General features: G+C 54.2%; 15 protein-coding genes. All 15 read left to right on the forward strand.

Annotated features, from left to right (window positions below; genetic code table 11):
* Positions 1-153: 153 nt before the first annotated feature.
* The 15 genes from ONB24_02350 (at position 154) to ONB24_02420 (ending at position 20,347) form a co-directional block, all read left to right on the forward strand.
* On the forward strand, positions 154-2,160 hold the full coding sequence (locus ONB24_02350; protein ID MDZ7314944.1) for a PAS domain S-box protein: 2,007 nt from the start codon (positions 154-156) through the stop codon (positions 2,158-2,160).
* A 64-nt stretch (positions 2,161-2,224) separates the two neighbouring features.
* Entirely contained in the window at positions 2,225-3,199 is a 975-nt protein-coding gene (locus ONB24_02355; GenBank protein ID MDZ7314945.1) for a DUF362 domain-containing protein, read from the forward strand.
* 3 nt (positions 3,200-3,202) lie between these two features.
* Positions 3,203-4,306 (forward strand): AmmeMemoRadiSam system radical SAM enzyme, encoded by a 1,104-nt coding sequence (amrS, locus tag ONB24_02360; protein ID MDZ7314946.1) that lies wholly within the window; start codon positions 3,203-3,205, stop codon positions 4,304-4,306.
* Between the two features lie 78 nt (positions 4,307-4,384).
* Positions 4,385-5,827 carry an AmmeMemoRadiSam system protein B gene (gene amrB, locus ONB24_02365; protein MDZ7314947.1) on the forward strand — a complete coding sequence of 481 codons (1,443 nt, stop codon included), beginning with the start codon at positions 4,385-4,387 and terminating at the stop codon, positions 5,825-5,827.
* A 243-nt stretch (positions 5,828-6,070) separates the two neighbouring features.
* Positions 6,071-8,161: a SpoIIE family protein phosphatase gene (locus ONB24_02370; GenBank protein ID MDZ7314948.1), complete on the forward strand. Its 2,091-nt coding sequence runs from the start codon at positions 6,071-6,073 to the stop codon at positions 8,159-8,161.
* Positions 8,162-8,187: 26 nt separating this feature from the next.
* Positions 8,188-8,571, forward strand: a complete 384-nt coding sequence (locus tag ONB24_02375) for an STAS domain-containing protein (GenBank protein ID MDZ7314949.1) — start codon at positions 8,188-8,190, stop codon at positions 8,569-8,571.
* Between the two features lie 44 nt (positions 8,572-8,615).
* Positions 8,616-9,092, forward strand: a complete 477-nt coding sequence (locus ONB24_02380; GenBank protein MDZ7314950.1) for an ATP-binding protein — start codon at positions 8,616-8,618, stop codon at positions 9,090-9,092.
* Positions 9,089-10,843: a SpoIIE family protein phosphatase gene (locus tag ONB24_02385; GenBank protein MDZ7314951.1), complete on the forward strand. Its 1,755-nt coding sequence runs from the start codon at positions 9,089-9,091 to the stop codon at positions 10,841-10,843. The genes ONB24_02380 and ONB24_02385 overlap by 4 nt, the downstream gene beginning before the upstream one ends.
* Entirely contained in the window at positions 10,840-12,012 is a 1,173-nt protein-coding gene (locus ONB24_02390) for a SpoIIE family protein phosphatase (GenBank protein ID MDZ7314952.1), read from the forward strand. The genes ONB24_02385 and ONB24_02390 overlap by 4 nt, the downstream gene beginning before the upstream one ends.
* A gap of 5 nt (positions 12,013-12,017) precedes the next feature.
* Positions 12,018-13,448 (forward strand): radical SAM protein, encoded by a 1,431-nt coding sequence (locus tag ONB24_02395; protein MDZ7314953.1) that lies wholly within the window; start codon positions 12,018-12,020, stop codon positions 13,446-13,448.
* Positions 13,449-13,478: 30 nt separating this feature from the next.
* On the forward strand, positions 13,479-15,461 hold the full coding sequence (locus ONB24_02400) for a SpoIIE family protein phosphatase (protein ID MDZ7314954.1): 1,983 nt from the start codon (positions 13,479-13,481) through the stop codon (positions 15,459-15,461).
* A gap of 8 nt (positions 15,462-15,469) precedes the next feature.
* Positions 15,470-18,022 carry a tetratricopeptide repeat protein gene (locus tag ONB24_02405; GenBank protein ID MDZ7314955.1) on the forward strand — a complete coding sequence of 851 codons (2,553 nt, stop codon included), beginning with the start codon at positions 15,470-15,472 and terminating at the stop codon, positions 18,020-18,022.
* Positions 18,019-18,657, forward strand: coding sequence for a deoxynucleoside kinase (locus ONB24_02410; GenBank protein MDZ7314956.1), 639 nt, complete (start codon positions 18,019-18,021; stop codon positions 18,655-18,657). The genes ONB24_02405 and ONB24_02410 overlap by 4 nt, the downstream gene beginning before the upstream one ends.
* Before the next feature lie 10 nt (positions 18,658-18,667).
* Entirely contained in the window at positions 18,668-19,465 is a 798-nt protein-coding gene (locus tag ONB24_02415) for an SAM-dependent chlorinase/fluorinase (GenBank protein ID MDZ7314957.1), read from the forward strand.
* Between the two features lie 24 nt (positions 19,466-19,489).
* Positions 19,490-20,347 (forward strand): site-2 protease family protein, encoded by an 858-nt coding sequence (locus ONB24_02420; GenBank protein MDZ7314958.1) that lies wholly within the window; start codon positions 19,490-19,492, stop codon positions 20,345-20,347.
* Position 20,348 lies beyond the last annotated feature (1 nt).

Genomic DNA, 20,348 nt, shown 5'->3' on the forward strand with positions numbered 1-20,348 from the left:
ACTCAACAAGATATTTCGAAATCAATAAAGCCTGGGTTCTAAATGACGGTCGAACCACTGCTTTTTAGGTTAGCTTTTGAATTATTAAAAAGCTTGCATCTTTCCTAGAGCTTTAGTTAATTGAATAGGCGGAAAATTATTAAGGCTTTGAAAATGAACATCCTCATTGCCCATCCCAAACAGGCTTTTATTGATGCGGCCTCCGAGAGTTTCGGCTTACGGCGTGCCGGCCATCAGATTGCTTCGGCGCATTCTCTTGCCGATTTGGTCGACAAGATCGCCCAGAACAGTTATCATCTGCTGCTCATCGACGGCGAATTGATCGATAACGGTGCGGCTGCTTTTTTCGGCGTGCTTTCTGCGCTTAAGGATGAAGCCGACGTCATCGTTACGGTCGATGAGAAACATGCAGCATTACAGCAGGAACTGAAAGAATTGGGAGGATTGCAGATCGTCGTCAAAACCGACGGTTATTTGACGGCACTGAACCGCGCCATCCGCCGCATTCTTGAGAAGGCAGCTCAAGCGGCTGTAAACTCAACTCTCCAGTCTGAACCGGCGGGAACCCAATCTGCCTCCGAAGAGCGTTCATTTGTTTGCGATCGGCGCGGCCGGTTTCTATCCGTTGCCGAGGGCATTGAAAGGCTGACCGGCTATGCGGCGGAGGAACTTGCTCATCTCTCATTGACGGATCTCATGCCCGCCGGCCAGGAGGCGTCTTTTTATCGTCGTCTTTTCGATGAGACGGGAGGCGCAGGCGAGCGCACTTTGACGATCGATTTGCGGGACAAGTTCGGCAAAGTTCACTCGGTCGAACTCATCGTCAGGCTGATCAGCGTCGAGGGTCGTCCTGATCAGTTCATCGGCTTTAGGGGTACTATGCGGGAGGTCGAACCTTCTGTGGTTTCCAGAGAGCCTGCCCGTATCGATCAAATGGAAATGATCGCTCAATTCATTGAATTGGTCCACGACGGCTATTCTCAGCCGCTCAGTCTCTTTTTGCGGCGTATTGTGGAGGTCACCTGTCAGCTGTTTCGCTTCCGCCGTTCCACTTTGGCGCTCCTCGATACACGTTCGCAGTCTTTTATCAAGCAGGCGTTGGTGGGCTATAGTGAAGCGGAGAGACAGCAGGTTGAACAGCGGGTTCCCGAAGTGCCTCGCGACGTCATTGACCGCATTTTCGAGGGACGTTATCGGATCAAAGTCATCTATCACCAGCGGCGAGAGAGGGATACGGTCGGTGATGAGGCTGCTCTATTGCCGGACCGTCGCAGTCAGAGGCGCCCGGCCGTCAATCAATGGCATAAGCGCGACCTGGTTCTGCTCAACCTCAAAGACCACAGCGGCGTGACGTTCGGCTATATCTCTCTCGATGAACCGCAGCCGGATATGCAGCCGAATCGCAATCTTTTCTATAATCTCGAAATCTTTTCACGCCTGATCAGCATGGCCATCGAGAACTATTACCGCTTCAGCACACTGGCCAAGCGCAACCGCCGATTGCAGCAGATTTTGGCCAACAGCAGCATCTTTAAGCTGCAGCCCAGTCTAACTGATGTCCTCAACGAGACCAGTTGGGCAGCCAAGAACACTTTGGAGTTCAATTTGATCTGCATTGCGCTCATCAATAAAAAGTCGCAAAAGCTGGAATTAAAGTCCGTTGCCTGCGACGATGCAGTCAAACAGGCGCAGCTATTGGAGCTCGCCTATGAAGTGCCTGCTTTCAGCCGTCTCCTTAAAGATGAGTATCAGCTCGGCAAGTCATATTACATCAAAAAGGAAGAAGCGATTCTGCGGCATTTGAAGCAGATCTATTACGGCGCCGAGCTGAGCCTGAATCGAGCCGCCGGCTGGAACCCTTGGCAGTTTATCGTTGTTCCAATTCGTGGAAGAGAAGAAAAGATCATCGGCTTCCTTATGGCCGACGATCCGGTTTCTCATCGTGCTGTACCGGATGAGACGATTGGTCTCTTGGAGATCATTGCCGGCCAAGTAGCCGTGGCAATCGAGAATCGGATGCTTTACGTCGAAGTCAGAGATCGAAGGATTCCGATCTCGGTAAGCGATACACCGGCTATTGTGGCCGAAACTCATACAAAAGAATTTGAAGAGGAAGCGCCGAAGGGCATCAAGCGGCTGGTCGACCGATTCTTGCGATAATGAGCAGTTGATAAAAACAGAACCGTAATTCTCGGATGGGGATTGCGGTTTTTTTTCGAAAGATATGAAGCGAAGAGATTTTCTAAAATCCTTGTCGGCAGCCGGGCTGGTCGGTTTCTCGTCGTCCGTACCGGCGGAAGCGGTCGGAGAATCGCCGCAGATGAGAGGCCGCGTGGTGATGGTTCAGCGCCCCGGCATCGTCGATGCGCAGGAGCGGGCGGATGCGGTCAAGCTTGCGAACATGCTCGATGCCGCGGTCGAAAGGCTGTTCGAAGAAAAAGCGGACAAGATTTGGCGAACGCTTTTTTCACCGCGCGATGTGGTCGGATTAAAGGTGAACTGTCTGGCGGGACGAGGCCTTTCGACCCGAACCGAACTCACCCAGGCGGTCGTCGATCGACTGACCAAAGCCGGAGTGCCGCATGAGCAGATCATCATTTGGGACCGCCGCGACCGCGATCTCCAACGCGCCGGCTATACGCTCAATTCGGGCAAGGGTGTTCAATGCTGCGGCAATGACCGCGCCGGATTTACCGAGCACGTGTACGAGTTTGGGGCCGCCGCCAGTCAATTATCGTTGACGCTTATGCGCTGCACGGCCGTCATCAATCTGCCGATTCTCAAGGATCACGGCATCGTGGGCATGAGCGGCGCCCTAAAGAATTTTTTCGGTGCGGTTAATAATCCGAACAAATATCATATGAACTGCGGCGATCCGTTTGTTGCGGACGTGGCTTGTCTGCCGCCGATCCGCCAAAAGGTGCGTTTGACGATTTGCGACGCCTTGACGGCGCAGTACGAAGGCGGACCGCCGTTTATGCCGGAATATACTTGGCGCCTGGAGAGCCTTTTGGTTGCCGTCGATATGGCGGCGCTCGACCGCATCGCCTGGCAAATGATCGATGAGAAGCGCCGCCAAGTCGGACTGCCGACGCTCGAAAAGGCGGGCAGAAAGCCGACCTATATTCTGACGGCAGGCGATGCGGCGCACCGCCTGGGCGAGACCGACCCGATGAAAATTGAGTGGATTCGTATTTAAAAAATGAAAATTAGTCGCCGACAATTTCTTTTTACAGCCGCCGCTTCATTGGGCGCAGCAGGAATCGCCGCTGCGGCGGGCAAGAACGACGTCGACAAGCTGCACGAAGCGCGGTACTATAAAAAGCTGCCGCAGCGTAAAATAGAATGCGAACTCTGCCCGCGGCGATGCGTCATAGACGACATGGAGCGAGGCTACTGCGGTGTGCGCGAAAATCACGGCGGCGTCTATTACTCACTCGTCTACGGCCAAGTCTGCAGCGCCAATATCGACCCGATCGAAAAAAAGCCGCTGTTTCATTTTCTGCCTGGTGCCAAAGCCTTTTCGATTGCAACCGTCGGTTGTAACGTTATGTGCAAGTTCTGTCAGAATTGGGAAATCTCGCAGGCCAACGTCGATCAGGTCAAATCGATGGAACTTTTGCCCGCGCAGACGGCTGCGATTGCCAAGGACCGTCGCTGTGAAGTTATTGCCTACACCTATACCGAACCGGTCGTTTTCACGGAATACATGTATGATTGCGCCGTGGAAGGCCGAAAGGCCGGGGTGCGCAGCGTGATGATATCGAACGGCTACATAAATGCGCAGCCGATGAAGGATTTGTGCAACGTACTGGACGCCGTCAAGATTGATTTGAAGGCGTTTAACGAACGGTTTTATAGAGAGCTTGTGGCGGGCGAACTCAAGCCGGTGTTGGATACTCTCGTGCTGCTGAAAAAGCAAAAAATGTGGACCGAGATCGTTTACTTGGTGATCCCCGGACAAAATGATGATCCCGGAGAACTGCGCGAGATGTGCACCTGGATCAAGAACGACTTGGGGCCGGAGACGCCGGTACACTTTAGCCGGTTTCACCCCCAATATCGATTGACCAACATACCGGCTACGCCTTTGGAAGTATTGCGCAAAGCGCGGCGCATCGGTTTGGAGTGCGGTCTCTATTATGTCTACACCGGCAATGTGCCGGGGGATGAGGGCGAAAGCACCTATTGCCCGAACTGCGGTGCCGTAGTCATCAAGCGGTTCGGTTTTTCGGTACTGAGTCGCGCCCTCAAAGATGGAAGATGCGTTGCCTGCGGCAGGGCGATTGCAGGCGTGTGGAGCTGAAGAAAATCGCTTTAGGAATTGTTTATGAAGAGAGGCTGCAACTTTTTTCTTTGTATTTTCGCCATGTGGAGCGGAGCCATGTTGAACGAAAGAGCAGAAGCACAAGTACGGCCGCCGATGGTAGCGGGTCAATTCTATCCGGCCGACGCCCAACAGCTGTCGCGAGACGTTAAGCGCTACTTGGACAAGGCGGAAGACCTTCGTCTGCCGCCGATCATTGGTCTGCTTGTTCCGCATGCGGGGTACATTTATTCCGGCGCTACGGCTGCCGCCGGTTACAAGCAGGCGGCTCGACAGAAAGTCGAGTTGGCGGTGGTCATTTCTCCCACGCATCGCGAGTATTTCGAGGGAGTGACAATCTACCCAGGAGACGCCTACGAAACCCCGTTAGGAAAAATGGCCATTGACAAACAAACGGCGGCCAAATTGGTTGCATCGCATTCAGCCGTGCATTTCAGTGAACGGGGACATCGGGCCGAGCACGCCTTGGAAGTGCAGTTGCCGTTTCTTCAGACTCTGTTTCCGCAGGCCAAGCTTTTGCCTTTGGTCGTCGGCCCTGATTGCGACTGGAAGACCTGCGAATCCGTCGGAAGAGCCCTTGCCGACGTCGTGCGCGGCAGGCAGGCTTTGATCGTCGCCAGTTCGGATCTCTATCATGGAGAGTCTTACTCGGATTGCGTCAAAATCAGCAAGGAGACGCTGGATGCGGTGACGCGCCTGCAGCCTGAAGCTTTGTTCCGCGGGCTGCAGCGGGATACCTATCAGGCCTGCGGCGGCCTGCCCGCGGTGATTATGGAAACGGCGGCCATGGCCTTGGGTGCCGATGAGGCAAAACTGATCGCCCAGACCAATTCGAATGATGTGACCGGAACCCGCGGCGGCTATGTCGTGGGGTACGGCGCGGTTGCGCTCTATAAAAAAGCTTCGCAAGAGAATCGATCGGATAAAGTCGAATACAAGCCGTTACCGTTGGCCGAACAGAAATATTTGCTCAAGTTGGCCCGTTGGGCGATCGCGGAAAGATTGAAAGTCAAATCCGTCGAAGCACCGGCGAAACTCGCGAGTCCAATACTGCAAGAAAAGCGCGGAGTATTTGTAACGCTCACTCAAAAAGGTCACCTGCGCGGCTGTATCGGCCGCCATGAGGCGGATGTTCCTCTGGAAGAGTTGGTGCCGCAGATGGCTCGCGCCGCCGCCTTTGAAGATCCGCGTTTTCCGCCGCTGCGTCCCGAGGAGCTGGCTATTACGGACATCAAGATTTCGGTCTATTTGACCAACGTCTACCGAATTCACGATCTGTCCGAGTTCAAAATGGGCGAGCATGGGATCATCTTGAAAAAAGGATTTCATGCCGCTACCTATTTGCCGGAAGTGCCGCTCGAAGCCGGGTGGAAGACGGTGGAGGAAGAGATGGCCAGCCTCTGTCTCAAAGCCGGCCTGCCGCCGGATGCCTGGAAGAGCGGAGCCGAATTCTGGGTTTACAAAACACAGGTGTTCGACGAGTCGATTCTAAAGAAATGAAAAAGAATGCGGGCAAAGGCAAAAGCTTTTGCCCGTTTTTGTTTTAAGGGAATTCGGCCTCAAATCTGGTCTATCGGCTGCAAAAACGGACAAATCCTTCTCTGTTCTTATCCCCAGACAATTCCCTTGATTAAATAGGCCTCGTTGTGTACTTTAACGAAACAGGTCATGTTTTTTTCCGTATTCTGGGCCGGTCATTACACAGATCGGAGCAGCTTTGAGATACAGCAGCGGATTTTCCGCATGAAATATTTCAGTCAACTTTCGTTACTTCTTCCTTTTGCGTTTTTTTGCGCCGCTGCGGCCTTGTATTTGGCAGGCGACAGAACCGTCGCTTTGACTTGGGTCGGCTTACGGCACGAGGTCTTTGTCATCACCGCAGTGATCCTCTCCCTGCCGTTGATTTACAGACAAAAATGGGCATCCGATCGGAACGTTTTGCGCGGCATTCGCCATCTCTTTTTTCTGATAGTCATGACCGGCGGCATTTTGTTCCTTTCGCGCCAAAGATTCAGCCTGCTGCAGCAAAAGATCATCAGCCAGGATTGGTTTCGGCTCAATTGGAGCGATTCCGTCTTTGTCGTTTTATGGGCATTTTTTTCATTGATTTTTATTTTAATAGCCCTCGGCACCCTCCGCAACCTGATTTACGTTAAAAGGCGGCGAAACACCGCCCGCCATTTTGCCTGGCTGATGGTTTTGATGTTGCTTTATGCCTTTCTCGGATTGTATAAAAGCAGAACGCAAACCGAATTCGTCGAGAACGAGTTTCTCAAATACTTTGACAATATCGTTCTTTTTCTGCTCATCAACTTTATCGTCATCAATTCCTTTCGGGTCGGCTGGATCAATTATCTGAATAAAAAGCAAAAACTGGCCTGCTTTTTCGGCGGTTTTTTACTCATTCCTTTGCAGATCTCCTTCGTCAACCAATTTAAAGAGGTCAGCCCGGTTTACAACTTTAGCCCGTTTCTTGAGCGGTTTGTGGAAATGGGGATGATCTTTATTGCGGTTTATCTGAGTTTTGCCTTTCTGGCGCTTCTTGCGCACCTGCCGACCGCCAGGCTGTACGACCGAAAGCTGCAGCAGATCCGTTCTCTGCATGACCTAAGTCGAGTATTGAGCTCAGAGTTTGATTGGGACCGATTGGTGCAGACGATCGTTCGGCTGGCCGCTCAAGTGACCGAGGCACAGTATAGCTGGCTCGAGCTGTACGTTAACGGCCGTTTGGCTCTGGCCTCGTCTTGGAATTTGAGTCTGAATGAAGAACGCCGCCGGCAGGCAGATGAGCAGGATCGTCTGTACGAAGCGCTGCGCAGTGAGCGGGAGTCCCTATTGCTCAACGAAGCCGGCAAAGATCCGCTCCTTCGCACGTTGCGCCGCTGGAAAAGCGGTCTCGGCTCTCTGGTGGCCGCGCCGTTGATCACCTCGGATCAGGTTTTGGGTTACCTCTTTGCCGCAAAACAGGAGGAATTTTCCTTCGAGCAGGACGATGCGGAGATGATGCGCGCCTTTGCAGACCAAGCGGCGGCGGCGATCATGAACGCCAAACTGGTCGAACAGTCGCTGGTAAAGGAAAGGCTCGAACAAGAGCTGCGCATTGCTCATGAGGCGCAGATGAAGCTGCTGCCTAAAACTATGCCTGTTCTAAACGGCATGGCATTTGATGCAGTCTGCATTACAGCCAACGAAGTGGGCGGCGATTACTATGATTTTTTCGACATCGGCGAGGAATTAACGGCGGTAGTGGTCGGCGATGTTTCCGGCAAGGGCCCTTCAGCAGCTTTTTACATGGCCGAGGTGAAGGGGATTATGGAGGCGCTGGCGGCTGAACGGCTTTCTCCCGAAGAGATGCTGGCCATCGTTAATGAAACGGTTTATCGCAACTTTGACCGCAACACCTTTATCAGCCTGATCTACGGGTTGGTGGATGCCCGACGCCGCCGCTTTACCTTTTGCCGCGCCGGACATTGCCCGGTCTACCATTATCGCGCTGCGGAGGCGGCGGTTCGTCGCTTGGAACCGCGCGGCATAGGTCTCGGCCTTACCTCCAGCCCTCTGTTTCAGAACACCCTGGAAACGATGATCGTGGATATTCTGCCGCAGGATTGTTTTCTCCTCTTCACCGACGGCGTCATCGAAGCGAGAAATCCTGCCGGTGAAGAGTTCGGCGAAGAGCGGCTGGCTGAAGCCTTTCAAGAGGCTAATGAAACCCATGCAAACGAAATCAAGAAGCATCTTCTTCATCGCATTTATGCATTCTTTGACGGCGCCGCGGCGTTTGATGATCTGACATTCGTGCTCTTCAAGGCGGTTGCCGAGACCGAAAGCTAAATGCTGCAGTCATTCGGAGGAAAACAATGGAGACCTTTACAATTCAACGACAAGACAAAGACGAATTATCTATTCTCAATCTTTCCGGTTTTTTGGACGCGCATACGGCTCCGGAACTGGAAAAGCAGCTCGATCAGCTCATCAATGAAGGCCGCAGCAAGATCATCGTAAATTTCGCGAATCTCAATTACATCAGCAGCGCCGGCCTCGGCGTATTCATGGGCAAAATCGAAACGGTCCGCAGTATGAACGGCGACATCAAGATGTGCAGAATGACGCCAAAAATTTTCCGAGTCTTTGATCTACTCGGATTCCCGACATTATACGACATTGTCCAGGAAGAGGAAGAGGCGGTGCAGCTTTTCGCGTCGAAAGAGCGCAGTTCGCGGAGAGCCGATGATAGAGCTTGAGATCGCAGGCTTTTGCGGCCAATACCTACTGAGGAACGGATGTTATGCCGAAAAATGAAATGACTTATTGCTTGCGGATACCCAGCCGCACGGACAACCTCGAGCTGATCCGCGAATTTGTCGCTCGTGTGGCCCGAAAGGTCGGCTTTGACGAGGACGATGTGGGCAAGATCGAGCTGGCCTGCGACGAGGCTTGTTCGAACGTCATTAAACACGCTTACGAGCAAAAGAACGGCAGTCAAAGCCTGGATGTTGTCATTCGCGTCGATTTGAAAAAACTGACCCTCATCGTCACCGACCATGGCAAAGGATTCGATCCTTCCAAGGTCATTGTTCCGGACATGAAGGAATATCTGGCGCAGCTCAAAGTCGGCGGACTGGGCATCTATTTAATGCGCACGCTGATGGATGAAGTCGATTACGACATCAAACCCGGCGTACGCAATCAGGTCAAGATGGTCAAGTATCTTATCGATAAAAAGAGCTCCAAGGTGGTAAAGGCCGACAGGAATGAGGAATGATGCGCGCTCGATCGTCGGCTCGAAAACTCGATCTGCGCAGCGTGGAGCTGCGGTCGTTGATCGAACTCAGTCAGGTGCTCAACGCTTCGCTGGACGCCGATGCAGTGCTCAATACTTGCCTTCTCACGCCGATGGGACGAATGCTCATCAGCCGCGGCATGGCTTTGACTGCGGACGAAAACGGAAGTCTCGGCGTGCGCATCCTCAAAGGACTGCCCGCCTCTCTTGCCCAACAACGCTTTACATTTGAGTATGCATTTCGCACGCCGACCCGACTTGCTGAATTGCCGGACGATGTCTGCCGCTACAAGCCGTTTTTGCAAAGTCTCGGCATTGAGTTGGTGGTGCCGATGTGCTCGCCGAGCCGAATGGTCGGCGCCTTGTGCTTCGGCGGCAAAATGACCGGCAAACCGTTTTCCCCTCGCGAACTCGAATTTCTCAATTCGTTTTCCAACATTGCCGCCACGGCGCTGGAAAATGCCTTAATGTTCCAAAGCCTAATAACCGTCAACCGGCGCCTGGACCGCAAGGTGCATGAACTTAACACTTTGTTCGAGGTCGGTAAGGAACTGAACACGGCATTGGATCGGGAGAGGATTCTTGCCATTCTGCAGCACACGGTTATGGGACAAATGACGGTCAATAAATTGATCATGATCGAGGTAGGAGAAGATCAAACGATCGAATACCCCATCCTCAAGTGGCCGGAGCGAACCGAGTTGGACCGTATTCTGGCCGAGAAAGAGTTGATTTTGAGCTTGTCGGAATTGAACGAAGCGCGTCTTTTGACGGCTGAGGAACCGGCACATCGACTTTTGTTCGAGGCCGGCGTTCGTGCGGTCGTACCGATGCGGCTGCAGGAAGAAACACGGGCACTATTGCTGCTCGGCAAAAGGCTTTCGCGGCAAGAGTACGCGCAGGAGGATCTGGATTTCTTGTCTACACTCGGCAATCGCGTCATGGTATCGTTGGAAAACGTCAGGCTCTTCCAAGAGGCGCTGGAAAAGCAGCGGCTGGAAGAGGAGATGGCGATTGCCGAATCGATTCAGCAGCGGCTGCTGCCGCGCACTTTTCCCTCGCTGCACGGCATCGAGATTTACGGTCTCAATCAGCCCTCGCGAATGGTCGGCGGCGACTATTTCGACTGCATTCCGCTGAGCGACGGCCGCGTCGTTTTGGCCGTGGGAGACGTTTCCGGCAAAGGCCTCGGCGCGGCGCTGCTCATGTCGAACCTCCATGCCGGTTTGCATACGCTGCTGCAGTCCGGTTTGCCCATGAACGAGATGATCAAGCGGCTGAACGATCTGATCTATCGCCACACCGATTTCGACAAGTTCATTACTTTTTTCTACGCCGAACTTGATCCGCAAAGCCGTCTGCTTCGCTATGTCAACGCCGGGCACAACCCGCCGATGCTTTGTCGCAGCGACGGCAGCATCGGACTGCTTACGGAAGGCGGCCTAATTCTCGGCATGCTGGAGGATGTCGATTATATGATCGGTCAAGTCGAACTGCGCAGCGGCGATCTGCTGGCGGCCTACACCGACGGGGTGACCGATGCGCGCAACAGCGCGGATGAACTCTTTGACGAGGATCGATTAGCGGAGCTGGTCAGGACAGCGGCCCGCAGCGATCTGCGCGCCGACGAGTTGTGCACGCAAATCGTCAAGGCCGTCGAAGACTTTAGCGGCGATCTCCCCCAGGCAGACGACATCACCCTGTTAATTGTAAAGGTCCAAGAAAAGACATGAATGGAGTTAAGGCAAAACATTCGGCAGCGCGCATCCTTTTGGTGGATGACGATGCAAACAACCGACGATATTATTTCAATGTGCTGAAACGGCAGGGCTATGAGCTCGACGAAGCCGCCTCCGGTGAAGAGGCGATCGAAAAGATTCGCGGCAACGATTACGACGTGGTGGTCAGCGACCTGCAAATGTATCAGTTGAGCGGCTTGGACGTGTTGGAAGCCGCCAAGGCAAGGGATCCGTTCACGCAGGTCCTGATCATGACCGGTTACGGCAGCATTCCCACGGCCGTTCTGGCGATGCAGCAGGGCGCGTTCGATTATCTTTCCAAGCCGGTACAAAAGGACGCTTTGGTTCTGCGCGTTCAGCGGGCGTTGCGCGAACGGGCGCTGCGTCTGCAGTTGAAAGAACAGCAGGAGCGCATCGAGGCGCACAACCGCATGATCGAGCGCGACCTCGAGCTGGCGCAAAAGGTGCAGGCCAGCCTGGTGCCGTCGGATTTCGAGAATGAGCGATACGCCGTAGCCATTCACTATGAACCAATGATCGGAATCGGCGGCGATTTTTGCAACGTCATGCCGTTCGACGAGGATCGATTTATCGTCAACATGGTCGATGTAACCGGACATGGTATTGCAGCTGCGCTGCTTGTCAACCGAGTATGGAATGAGTTAGAGTCCGTGCTGCATCGGCAGCCGTCGCCGGCAGAGGTGCTGAGGCAGATCAATGACTTTTTTTATGCGACGTTTTCGAAAATGGGGCTTTTTATGACCATCTTTGCTTTGGTCGTCGATCTGCGTAAAATGGAGGTGACCTATGCCGGCGGCGCCCACCCTGCAGCGCTCGTTGCCAATGCGAACCGTCCAACTCTTCGCGAGTTGCCTTCGGACAATTTGATCATCGGATTTATGCCTTCGGATCGGGTCAAATTTTTCGAAGCCTCGGCGCCGCTGGAGCACGGCGACCGTATTGCCGTTTATACCGACGGCATTCTGGAGGCGGAAAGCGAAAAAGGCTGTTGTTACAGCATGCAGCGGCTCAAGGAAACGTTTGCCGCTCATCGCGCTGAGCCGGCGGCCGTCGCCTGCCGCAGCATCGTCGAAGACGTCAAGGCATTCAGCGGCGGCGTTTTGCGCGACGATGTGATGCTGATGTTGATCGAAATCAAATGAACGTTATGAAACATACCAAGCAGAAAACAGCTCTGCTGTTCAATCCCTGGATCTACGACTTTGCCGCTTATGACTTTTGGATCAAGCCGATCGGTCTTTTGACCCTCGGCAGCCTGCTGAGGGCGAACGGCTGGACGGTGCAGCTGATCGACTGTTTGGATCGCTATCATCCCTTGACCGCCGGCAAAAGCAAGGACAAAGGCGACGGCACCGGCAAGTTCATTCGACAGGAGATCGAAAAACCGGCGGTGCTGAAGGATGTGCCGCGCCGATTTTGCCGCTACGGTATGCCGCCGGATCTCGTACGCAGCCTGCTTGAGAAAATCGAGCCGCCGGACCTTATTCTGGTTACCTCGGTGATGACTTATTGGTATCCGGCGGTCAGAGATGCCGTCCGGCTATTGCAAGAATATTTCCCGCAGGCTCATCTTATGCTCGGCGGCATTTACGCCACTCTATGTCCCGAGCATGCTGCAGCCGTGCAGCCCGACGAACTGGTGACCGGCGAGGGAGAGCTTGCCGTCATGCGCCGTGCCGCCCGGATTGCCGGAGAAGATGCTGATTTTTCATTTCACAGCTTAGACGACCTTCCCTTTCCGGCTCTCGATCTTTATCCGGTTTTGGTTTCCGCGCCGCTGCTCACTTCGCGCGGTTGTCCCAATCGCTGCAGCTTTTGCGCCTCGCCGATTCTTTGCCCCGCTTATCGCCGTCGATCGCCTGAAAACGTTCTCGCAGAGATCGAACTGCTGTACGCACGCGGCGTGAGTCAGTTTGCTTTTTTCGACGATGCGCTTCTTCACCAGGCGGAACGGTATATCAAACCGATTTTGCGTCAGGTCATCGAACGTCGTTGGCGCCTCCATTTCCACACGCCGAACGGTCTGACGCCGCGTTTTATCGACGAAGAGTTGGCGCACCTCTTTCGGGCCGCCGGTGTGGAGACGATTCGACTGAGCTTCGAAACGGCTAATCCGGAGCGATGGCGGGCTATGTCCGGCAAAGTGAGCATCGAGGATCTGCGCCGAGCCTTGGCCAATCTCGAAGCCGCCGGCTACGATCGCCGTGAGATCGGTGTGTATCTGCTGATGGGTCTGCCGGATCAGTTGCCGGAAGAATTTCGCGAAAGCGCTCGGTTGGTGCACGATCTTGGGGCGCGCCTTTATCCGGCATCCTTTTCGCCCATTCCAGGAACCTCGGATTGGCGAAAATCTGTTGCGTCCGGCTTATGGGACCCTCAGGCCGATCTGCTGCTTACCAATACAACCCTTTTCCCGCTTTGGCGGAAGCTTTACAGTTGGTCATTCTGCAACGAGCTGATGGAATGGACTCACGATCTCAACCGTCGCCTTGACAAAACGATCGACGATGAAAAACGCAGCCGACCGGCCGACGGCGAAGCAATGCTTTGTGATGTTCCGGAATCTTTTCTATTTTGACCGGCAATGAGAGTCGGAGACGAAATTCGTTTGAACCGCATTTGGGTAAAATTGTCGGCCGTCATTACCCTGCTGGTTTTACTGCTGATGATTGTGGTCTTTCGCTTGATCACCCTGCGTCAGATCAAGACTGAGCGCGATCAGCTGCGCGATCATATGGAGCGGATTGCCATGCAGATCGCCTCGATTCGGCTGACTTCGGCGGACGATCTTCTCATTTATCAGGAATGGATCAAGGGTATCCTCGACTCGCCCGCCGGTAAGGATATCGTGTACATTGCCATTTATGACCGTAACCGCCGACTTTTCGCATACGCTCTCAATCCGCAGTATCTGGACGTTCCCTCTCCGCAGTTGCTGACGCCGGAGGATGAGGTCGACATCATTCAGCGGCTCAGCCGCGGCGAGGTGGCGGAGGAAAGCTGGAACGACTTTGATCACGTGCCGGTGGAGATACGCACCGGCCGGCTCGATCTCGGCCGCGTCGACGTCGGCTTTTCTCTGATCGATTTCAACAATCGAGCGCGCAGAAATCTGCTCATTAACGTCTATATTTTGGCCGGCGCCTTTGCGGCCGTAGCCGGTCTGTCGATCCTTATCGGTCGACGCATCACGCAGCCGCTTGAACGACTCTCCGCCGCCATGCTGGATGTTTCGCACGGCAACCTCGACGTGCGCGTATCGATCAAAAGCCGCGATGAGCTGGGCAAGCTGATCGACAGCTTTAATTATATGACGCTGCGGCTGCGGGAAAAACGGCAGATCGAAATGTTTTCCCAAGACCTCATGCTTTTTTTCGAACACGAAAAGCTGCTGCAGTTGGTGATCGAACGGATCGTGGGGTATCTGGGAGCCGACTATGGTGCGTTGTTTCTGCTCGAAAACCGCGGTGAGACTACGGCAGCGGTCTCCCGCTGGAGTGCCCCGATTCCTCTGCAGGCGACAATCGAAGAAACGTTCGATCAGGATTGCCTGTACCAAGTCGTCGGCCGACTGGAGCCGTTCTTTATCGATAAAAACCGCCATGCAGGAACCCTCCTGCGGCTTCAGGAGAGATTGAAAGAACGACTGGGCGCCGACCAATTCGTTTTAGCGTCGCCGATGGTCAGCCAGGGCGAGGTGCTCGGCTTTGTTCTGCTGTCGCACGAAACCGACGGCAGCCATTACGACGGCGACGAGCTGATGTTTTTACGTACGCTTTGCGGCCAAGCCGGTATGGCGGTCCGTAACAGCATGCTGCTCCGCGACTTGACCCTCCAACAGCGACTGCAGAAAGAGCTCGAAATCGCCAGGCAGGTTCAAGCAGGCCTGCTGCCGGATCGGGAGCCGTGTTTGGACGGCCTGCAGTTGGCAGGCGCCTGTCTGCCCGCAGAAAAGGTGGGCGGCGATTACTATGACTATTTCGTTTTGGACGATCATCGCCTCGGCATAGCCGTGGCCGACGTTTCCGGCAAAGGCACTTCAGCAGCATTCTACATGGCCGAAATCAAGGGCATGATGTCGTCGATGACGCAGTTCATAACCTCACCCAAGGAATTGATGCGGCGTCTCAACCGGCTGTTATGCCGAACCGTCGATCGACGTATTTTTACCACCATGTTGTACGGCATAATCGATTTGGCGGCGGGCGAGTTTGTCTTTGTAAGAGCGGGGCACAATCCGTTGCTCGTGCGCCATGCGGATGGGACCGTCGATTTGCTCGTGCCGCGCGGCATGGCTTTGGGCTTGGCGGGCGATGAATTGTTTGACCGTTTTACGGAAGAGTATCGTCTGCCGCTCCGCGCCGGTGACATTCTTTTTATCTTTACCGATGGCCTTACGGACGCCAGGAACGCAACCAATGAGGAATTCGGCGAAGAGAGGCTGGCGGCTTGGCTGCGGGCGTGTGATGTTGCCGATCCGATGCATATCCGACAGCAAATCTTGCAAAAGATCGACGAATTCGCCGGCGGCGCCGTGCAGCATGACGACATCACCCTCGTGATTGCAGCCGTAGCTGCGAAAAAATCTTGAGATTCCCTATGTCGAACGGAACGAGACGAACGTTTGTCCTATTGGCGGCTCTTTTTTTGACCTGCGGCACCCAGGAAGAGCGCCGTATCCGGCTGAGCCGTCGGCCGTTGGACGTGCTGTCGCAGGAGCGCGTGCGCGCCGTCAGAATTGCCGTGGAAGAGAAAAAGCGCCTTGCCATTCTGCCTTTAAAAAACGAAACGCCGGATGCCGCCCCGACTTGGCTTGGGCAGGGCTTGGCGGATATGCTTGCCCTCACTCTATCACAATCGAGGCAACTCAATCTTATCCCCAGCCGCACCGTCAACGACGTTTTGGCGCGCGCGAAACTCAAGCTCGAGGACTTGACCACGGCGCCGCTGTGTCGTCGTGCCGCCGCCGAACTCCGCGCCGACGCCCTCATCAACGGCTGCTATCGATACGTCGGCGATTCCTTGATTGTCGAACTGAATATATGGGACGGTCTGAGCGGCGAGCGTCTGGAAAAGTTAACCGCCGGCACCGGCAAGATCGACATCAAACCGCTCTTTCGCATGATTAATGCATCTGCCGGAAAAATCCGCAGCCTGATGGAAAGGCAGAAAAATGACGAACCGCCGATTCAGGAAAAGACGACGCCGTTGGTTACGACGCATTCTCTGGAAGCCTACCGTCTCTATACGGAAGGTGTGGCGCTGCTGGAAGGGTTTTCGATCGGCGAGGCGGCGTCCAAGTTCGCCCAAGCGGTGCAGCTCGATTCGACGTTTGCCTCGGCCTGCATGCGCCTGGCTCTCTGTCAGTTGATGGTCGGCCGGAAAAGCGAAGCAAAAGCCCTGCTGCGCCAAGCGCTGCGTCATTCGGCCCAGCTGCCCGAGCGCGAAAGGCTGCCGATTCTGGCCTTGAAAGCGCAAGTGGACGGCGACTATAATCAGGCTGTGCGTCTTTATGAGCAATACCTGGAATCTTTTCCCCAGGACGTTCAGGGTCATTACCAACTTGGCGAATACTATTTCAGCGTAGCCCGTGACTATCGCAGGGCAATCAGCTATTTAGAAACCGTCATCAGCCTCGATCCCAATTACAAAAGCGCCTACAATCTGTTGACTTATTGTTATGCCATGATCGGCGAACTGGAGCGCGCTTTGGACGCTCTTGACCGCTATATTGAACTCGCCCCTAATGAGGCCAACCCCTATGACAGTTACGGTGAAATTCTTCACAGCGCCGGCCGGATCCAAGAGGCAACTGAAAAGTACCGAACAGCTTTGCGCATCAATCCGGCGTTTGTCCCCGCTCAACTTCACCTTGCCGCGGCTTACTTGGACATGGGCAAAACGGGCAAAGCGCGCAGATTTCTGCAAAAGAAGGTGCTCAATCAGAAAGACGTTGCCGCCCGCCGAGGCGGATTCAAGCTTCAGGTACTGACCGAAATCGTCGCCGGCGACATTAACCGCGCGGAAAGGCTCCTGCGTTCCGTAGGATCGTCGAATCCGGAAGAACAGCTTTGGAGTACGTACGTTCTTTTGCTGCTTCGCCCGGATTCCCAAGAATACCGCCGCGACTTTGTCGAGCTGGTCGAAAAAGAGTCGGCGCGCATGGCCGATCCGGATTATGCGGCGGAAAGGTTGTTTCAGATCAGTTCTCTGGCTTTGGAACTCCAGATTGCCTTGCCGGAGGTGAGCCGTCTGCTCTATGAATATCTGCGCAGCCACTCCTCACCTTTGGCCATGCAGATTGTGCTTGCCTATGCGGGAGTGTTTCAACTTTACGGCATTCCGTTCTCGGTTCAGGACGAACTTTTGCCGTCGATTCGATCCATGCCCGAAACGTTTCAAAGCTGGGGGCCTATACCGTGGGATTATTATTGGAAATACTTTTTTATCGGACTCGATCGCGCCTCTAAGCGCGGGATCGATGTACAGGCAGTAGCGGACGATCTGGCCGATTTTGCAGGGCGCAGCGGTAATCGGTCGATGCAGATGGAAAGCGTTCTGGCTCAGGCGGCCGCTGCGCATTTGCAAGGTCAAGCGGACAGAGCGAGGCAGATCCTTGCCCAAGCTGGGATGCCTGTGGAAAGCGATTGGCTCGTTCTCGGTCCCTTTGAGGTTCGGCGCGGCTTTTCGCAAACCTTTTGGCCCGAAAAGCACACGATGAACGAATGGTCGAAACTCGATTTGCAGCCGATACCGCAGCCTGCCGCCGACAGCCGCTTTGACGGTTATATCGATTTACACGAAATATTTACGACCCGATTCAATCAGGCGGCGTATGCGATGCTGTACGTCTATTCGCCGACGTTGCGCAAGGCAGTGTTTGCCGTGGGGACTAATGCCCGACTTAAAGTCTGGTTGAACGATGAACCGCAGCGGATGATCGTCCGCACCGCTCCTGCCGTGATCGATCAGGATTTTATTCCCATACGCTTAAAGCCGGGGTTGAACCACCTGCTGCTGCGCCTGGACGTTCCTTTCGGCGAGATCGGATTCTACGGTCGATTCCTCACCCCCTTCGGCGAGGCGATTACCGACTTGAAATTCGGCGAGCAGGCGACAGCCGCTGCCCGCGAAATGGAGCCTAGCGAATGAACGAACGGTACGAAAAAAAACCGCCTTTTTTTACGGCCGTGGCCGGCAATATCGGCGTCGGCAAGACGACGCTTACCCGCTTGGCTGCCGAACGACTCGGCCTCAGACCCTTTTTTGAGCGCGTCATCGATAATCCCTACCTGGACGATTTTTATCGCGATATGGCCCGTTGGAGCTTTAACCTGCAGATCTTTTTCCTCTCTAAGCGATTCATCGATCAGCGCAAAATTTCCGAGAGCAGAGAACCGTGCATCCAGGATCGATCCATTTATGAAGATGCCGAAATTTTTGCTTATATTCTGCACAAGCAGGGTTATATGAGCGATCGCGACTATCAAAACTATTGCGACCTGTTCGCTGTTATGACCGATTATCTGCGTAAACCGGATTTGATCGTCTATCTGCGCGCCTCGACATGGACCCTGATTACTCGCATTCGCAAACGCGGTCGCGAGTTCGAAAAGCGCATTACCGTCGATTATCTGCACGAACTGAACGAAGCGTATGAGCGTTGGATCAAAAAGGTGCAAAAGACGATGAACGTATTAACGGTCGATACCGACCGCTTCGATTTCGAAAACGATCCTGAGCAGTTAGATCAAGTGATCCGGCAGATCGCATCTTTCATCAACTGAGAGGTGAGGTATGGAGAGTTCGAAAAGCAAATCCCGCATTATCACGCTGACAACCGACTTTGGGCTGAGAGACGCGTTCGTAGGCGTGATGAAAGGGGTTATTTTACGAATCAATCCGGCGGCCCGAATCGTGGACATTACCCACGGCATCGCTCAGGGCGATATCGACGCTGCGGCTTTTGCCTTGGATCAGGCACATGCTTTTTTCCCAGAAGAAACGATCCATGTCGTCGTCGTCGATCCGACCGTCGGCACAGATCGCCGCATTCTCCTGGTGCGTGCCGGCGGCTGGTTCTTCCTTGCTCCGGACAATACCGTGCTCAAGTATATTTTCGCCCGCTATGGGGATGCCCAGGTGCTGGCGGTCACCAACAGTTACTATTTTCTGCCGCACACCAGCCGGACGTTTCATGGCCGCGACATTATGGCGCCGGTGGCCGCCCATCTTTCTCTCGGTACGGCATTTCTTGATTTCGGCACTCGAATCGACGATCCGCTGCGCGGCGAGGTGCTTTTGCCGCTGCGTAAAGGAAAAACCATCCACGGCAAGATCGTCTATATCGACCATTTCGGCAACTGCATCAGCAACATTTCGAAAAAGGATTTGGTGGGCGAGACGGTCAAAGAAATCAATGTCAAGGAATTCCAATTCGACCGCCTGAGCCGCTCCTATGCCGAAAATCCCGTCGGCGAGCCGCTCGCCATTGTCAGCAGTCACGACCATCTGGAGATCGCCGTGCGCGACGGCAATGCCGCCGCTATTCTCAAGCTCGAGAAAGGCGACCCGATAGAAGTCGTTTTGGAATAAACTGGAAAGCGGCCAAGAGCGCATATGCACGATTTCGAAGGCGAAATGGTCGAGGTTTGGGAGCCCTTGCCGGTCAAACGCCGACTTGCCCTTCCTGCCGACAAACCTCTGATCAACCTCGTTCTCTTTCTGCTTACCGTCGCTTCAACCTGGTTTATGTGGGGCGGCCGGTATAGTTTGGCAGTGACCGCCATTTTGGGCGCTCATGAGATGGGCCATTACATCGCCTGTCGTCGGCACGGCATGCGCTCGACGTTACCTTTTTTTATCCCATTTCCCTTTTTCAATCCGTTCGGCACTCTCGGCGCGGTAATTCAAATCCGCACCCCTTTTTTCGACCGCCGCTCCCTGTTTGATGTCGGCGCCGCAGGCCCCTTTGCCGGTCTGATCGTTACGGCGTTCGTGCTGATGTTGGGTTTTACGGTGCCCTTTGAGCCGAACATGAAAACCCTATCGGCTTCTTTCAAGCCCGAACCCCAGCTCCTAATGCAGGGTTTTTCGCTGCTGATGCGCGGCTCAACGGTCAGCGGAGCGCAGATTATCGCCAATCCGTTGCTCTATGCCGGCTGGGTCGGCCTGTTCGTGACTTCGCTCAATCTTTTGCCCATCGGGCAATTGGACGGCGGTCATATCCTTTACAGCGTTTTTGGCCCCAAAACCCGTTCGATGATGATCGTTTTTATCATGCTGTTGGGCCTGTTAACCTTTTTCAATTTGGGATGGGCTCTGCTGTTCTTCATTCTGTTACTTTTCGGCCGAAACCACCCGCCGCCGATCGACAGTTATAGACCCCTCGACCGCATGCGGTGCCTGCTGGCAATAACTGCGGCGGTCATTTTTGCCCTGACTTTTACACCGTTTCCTTTTACCGTTTTGAGGTGAT

The organism is candidate division KSB1 bacterium (assembly GCA_034505495.1).
GTDB lineage: Bacteria > Zhuqueibacterota > Zhuqueibacteria > Residuimicrobiales > Krinioviventaceae > Fontimicrobium_A.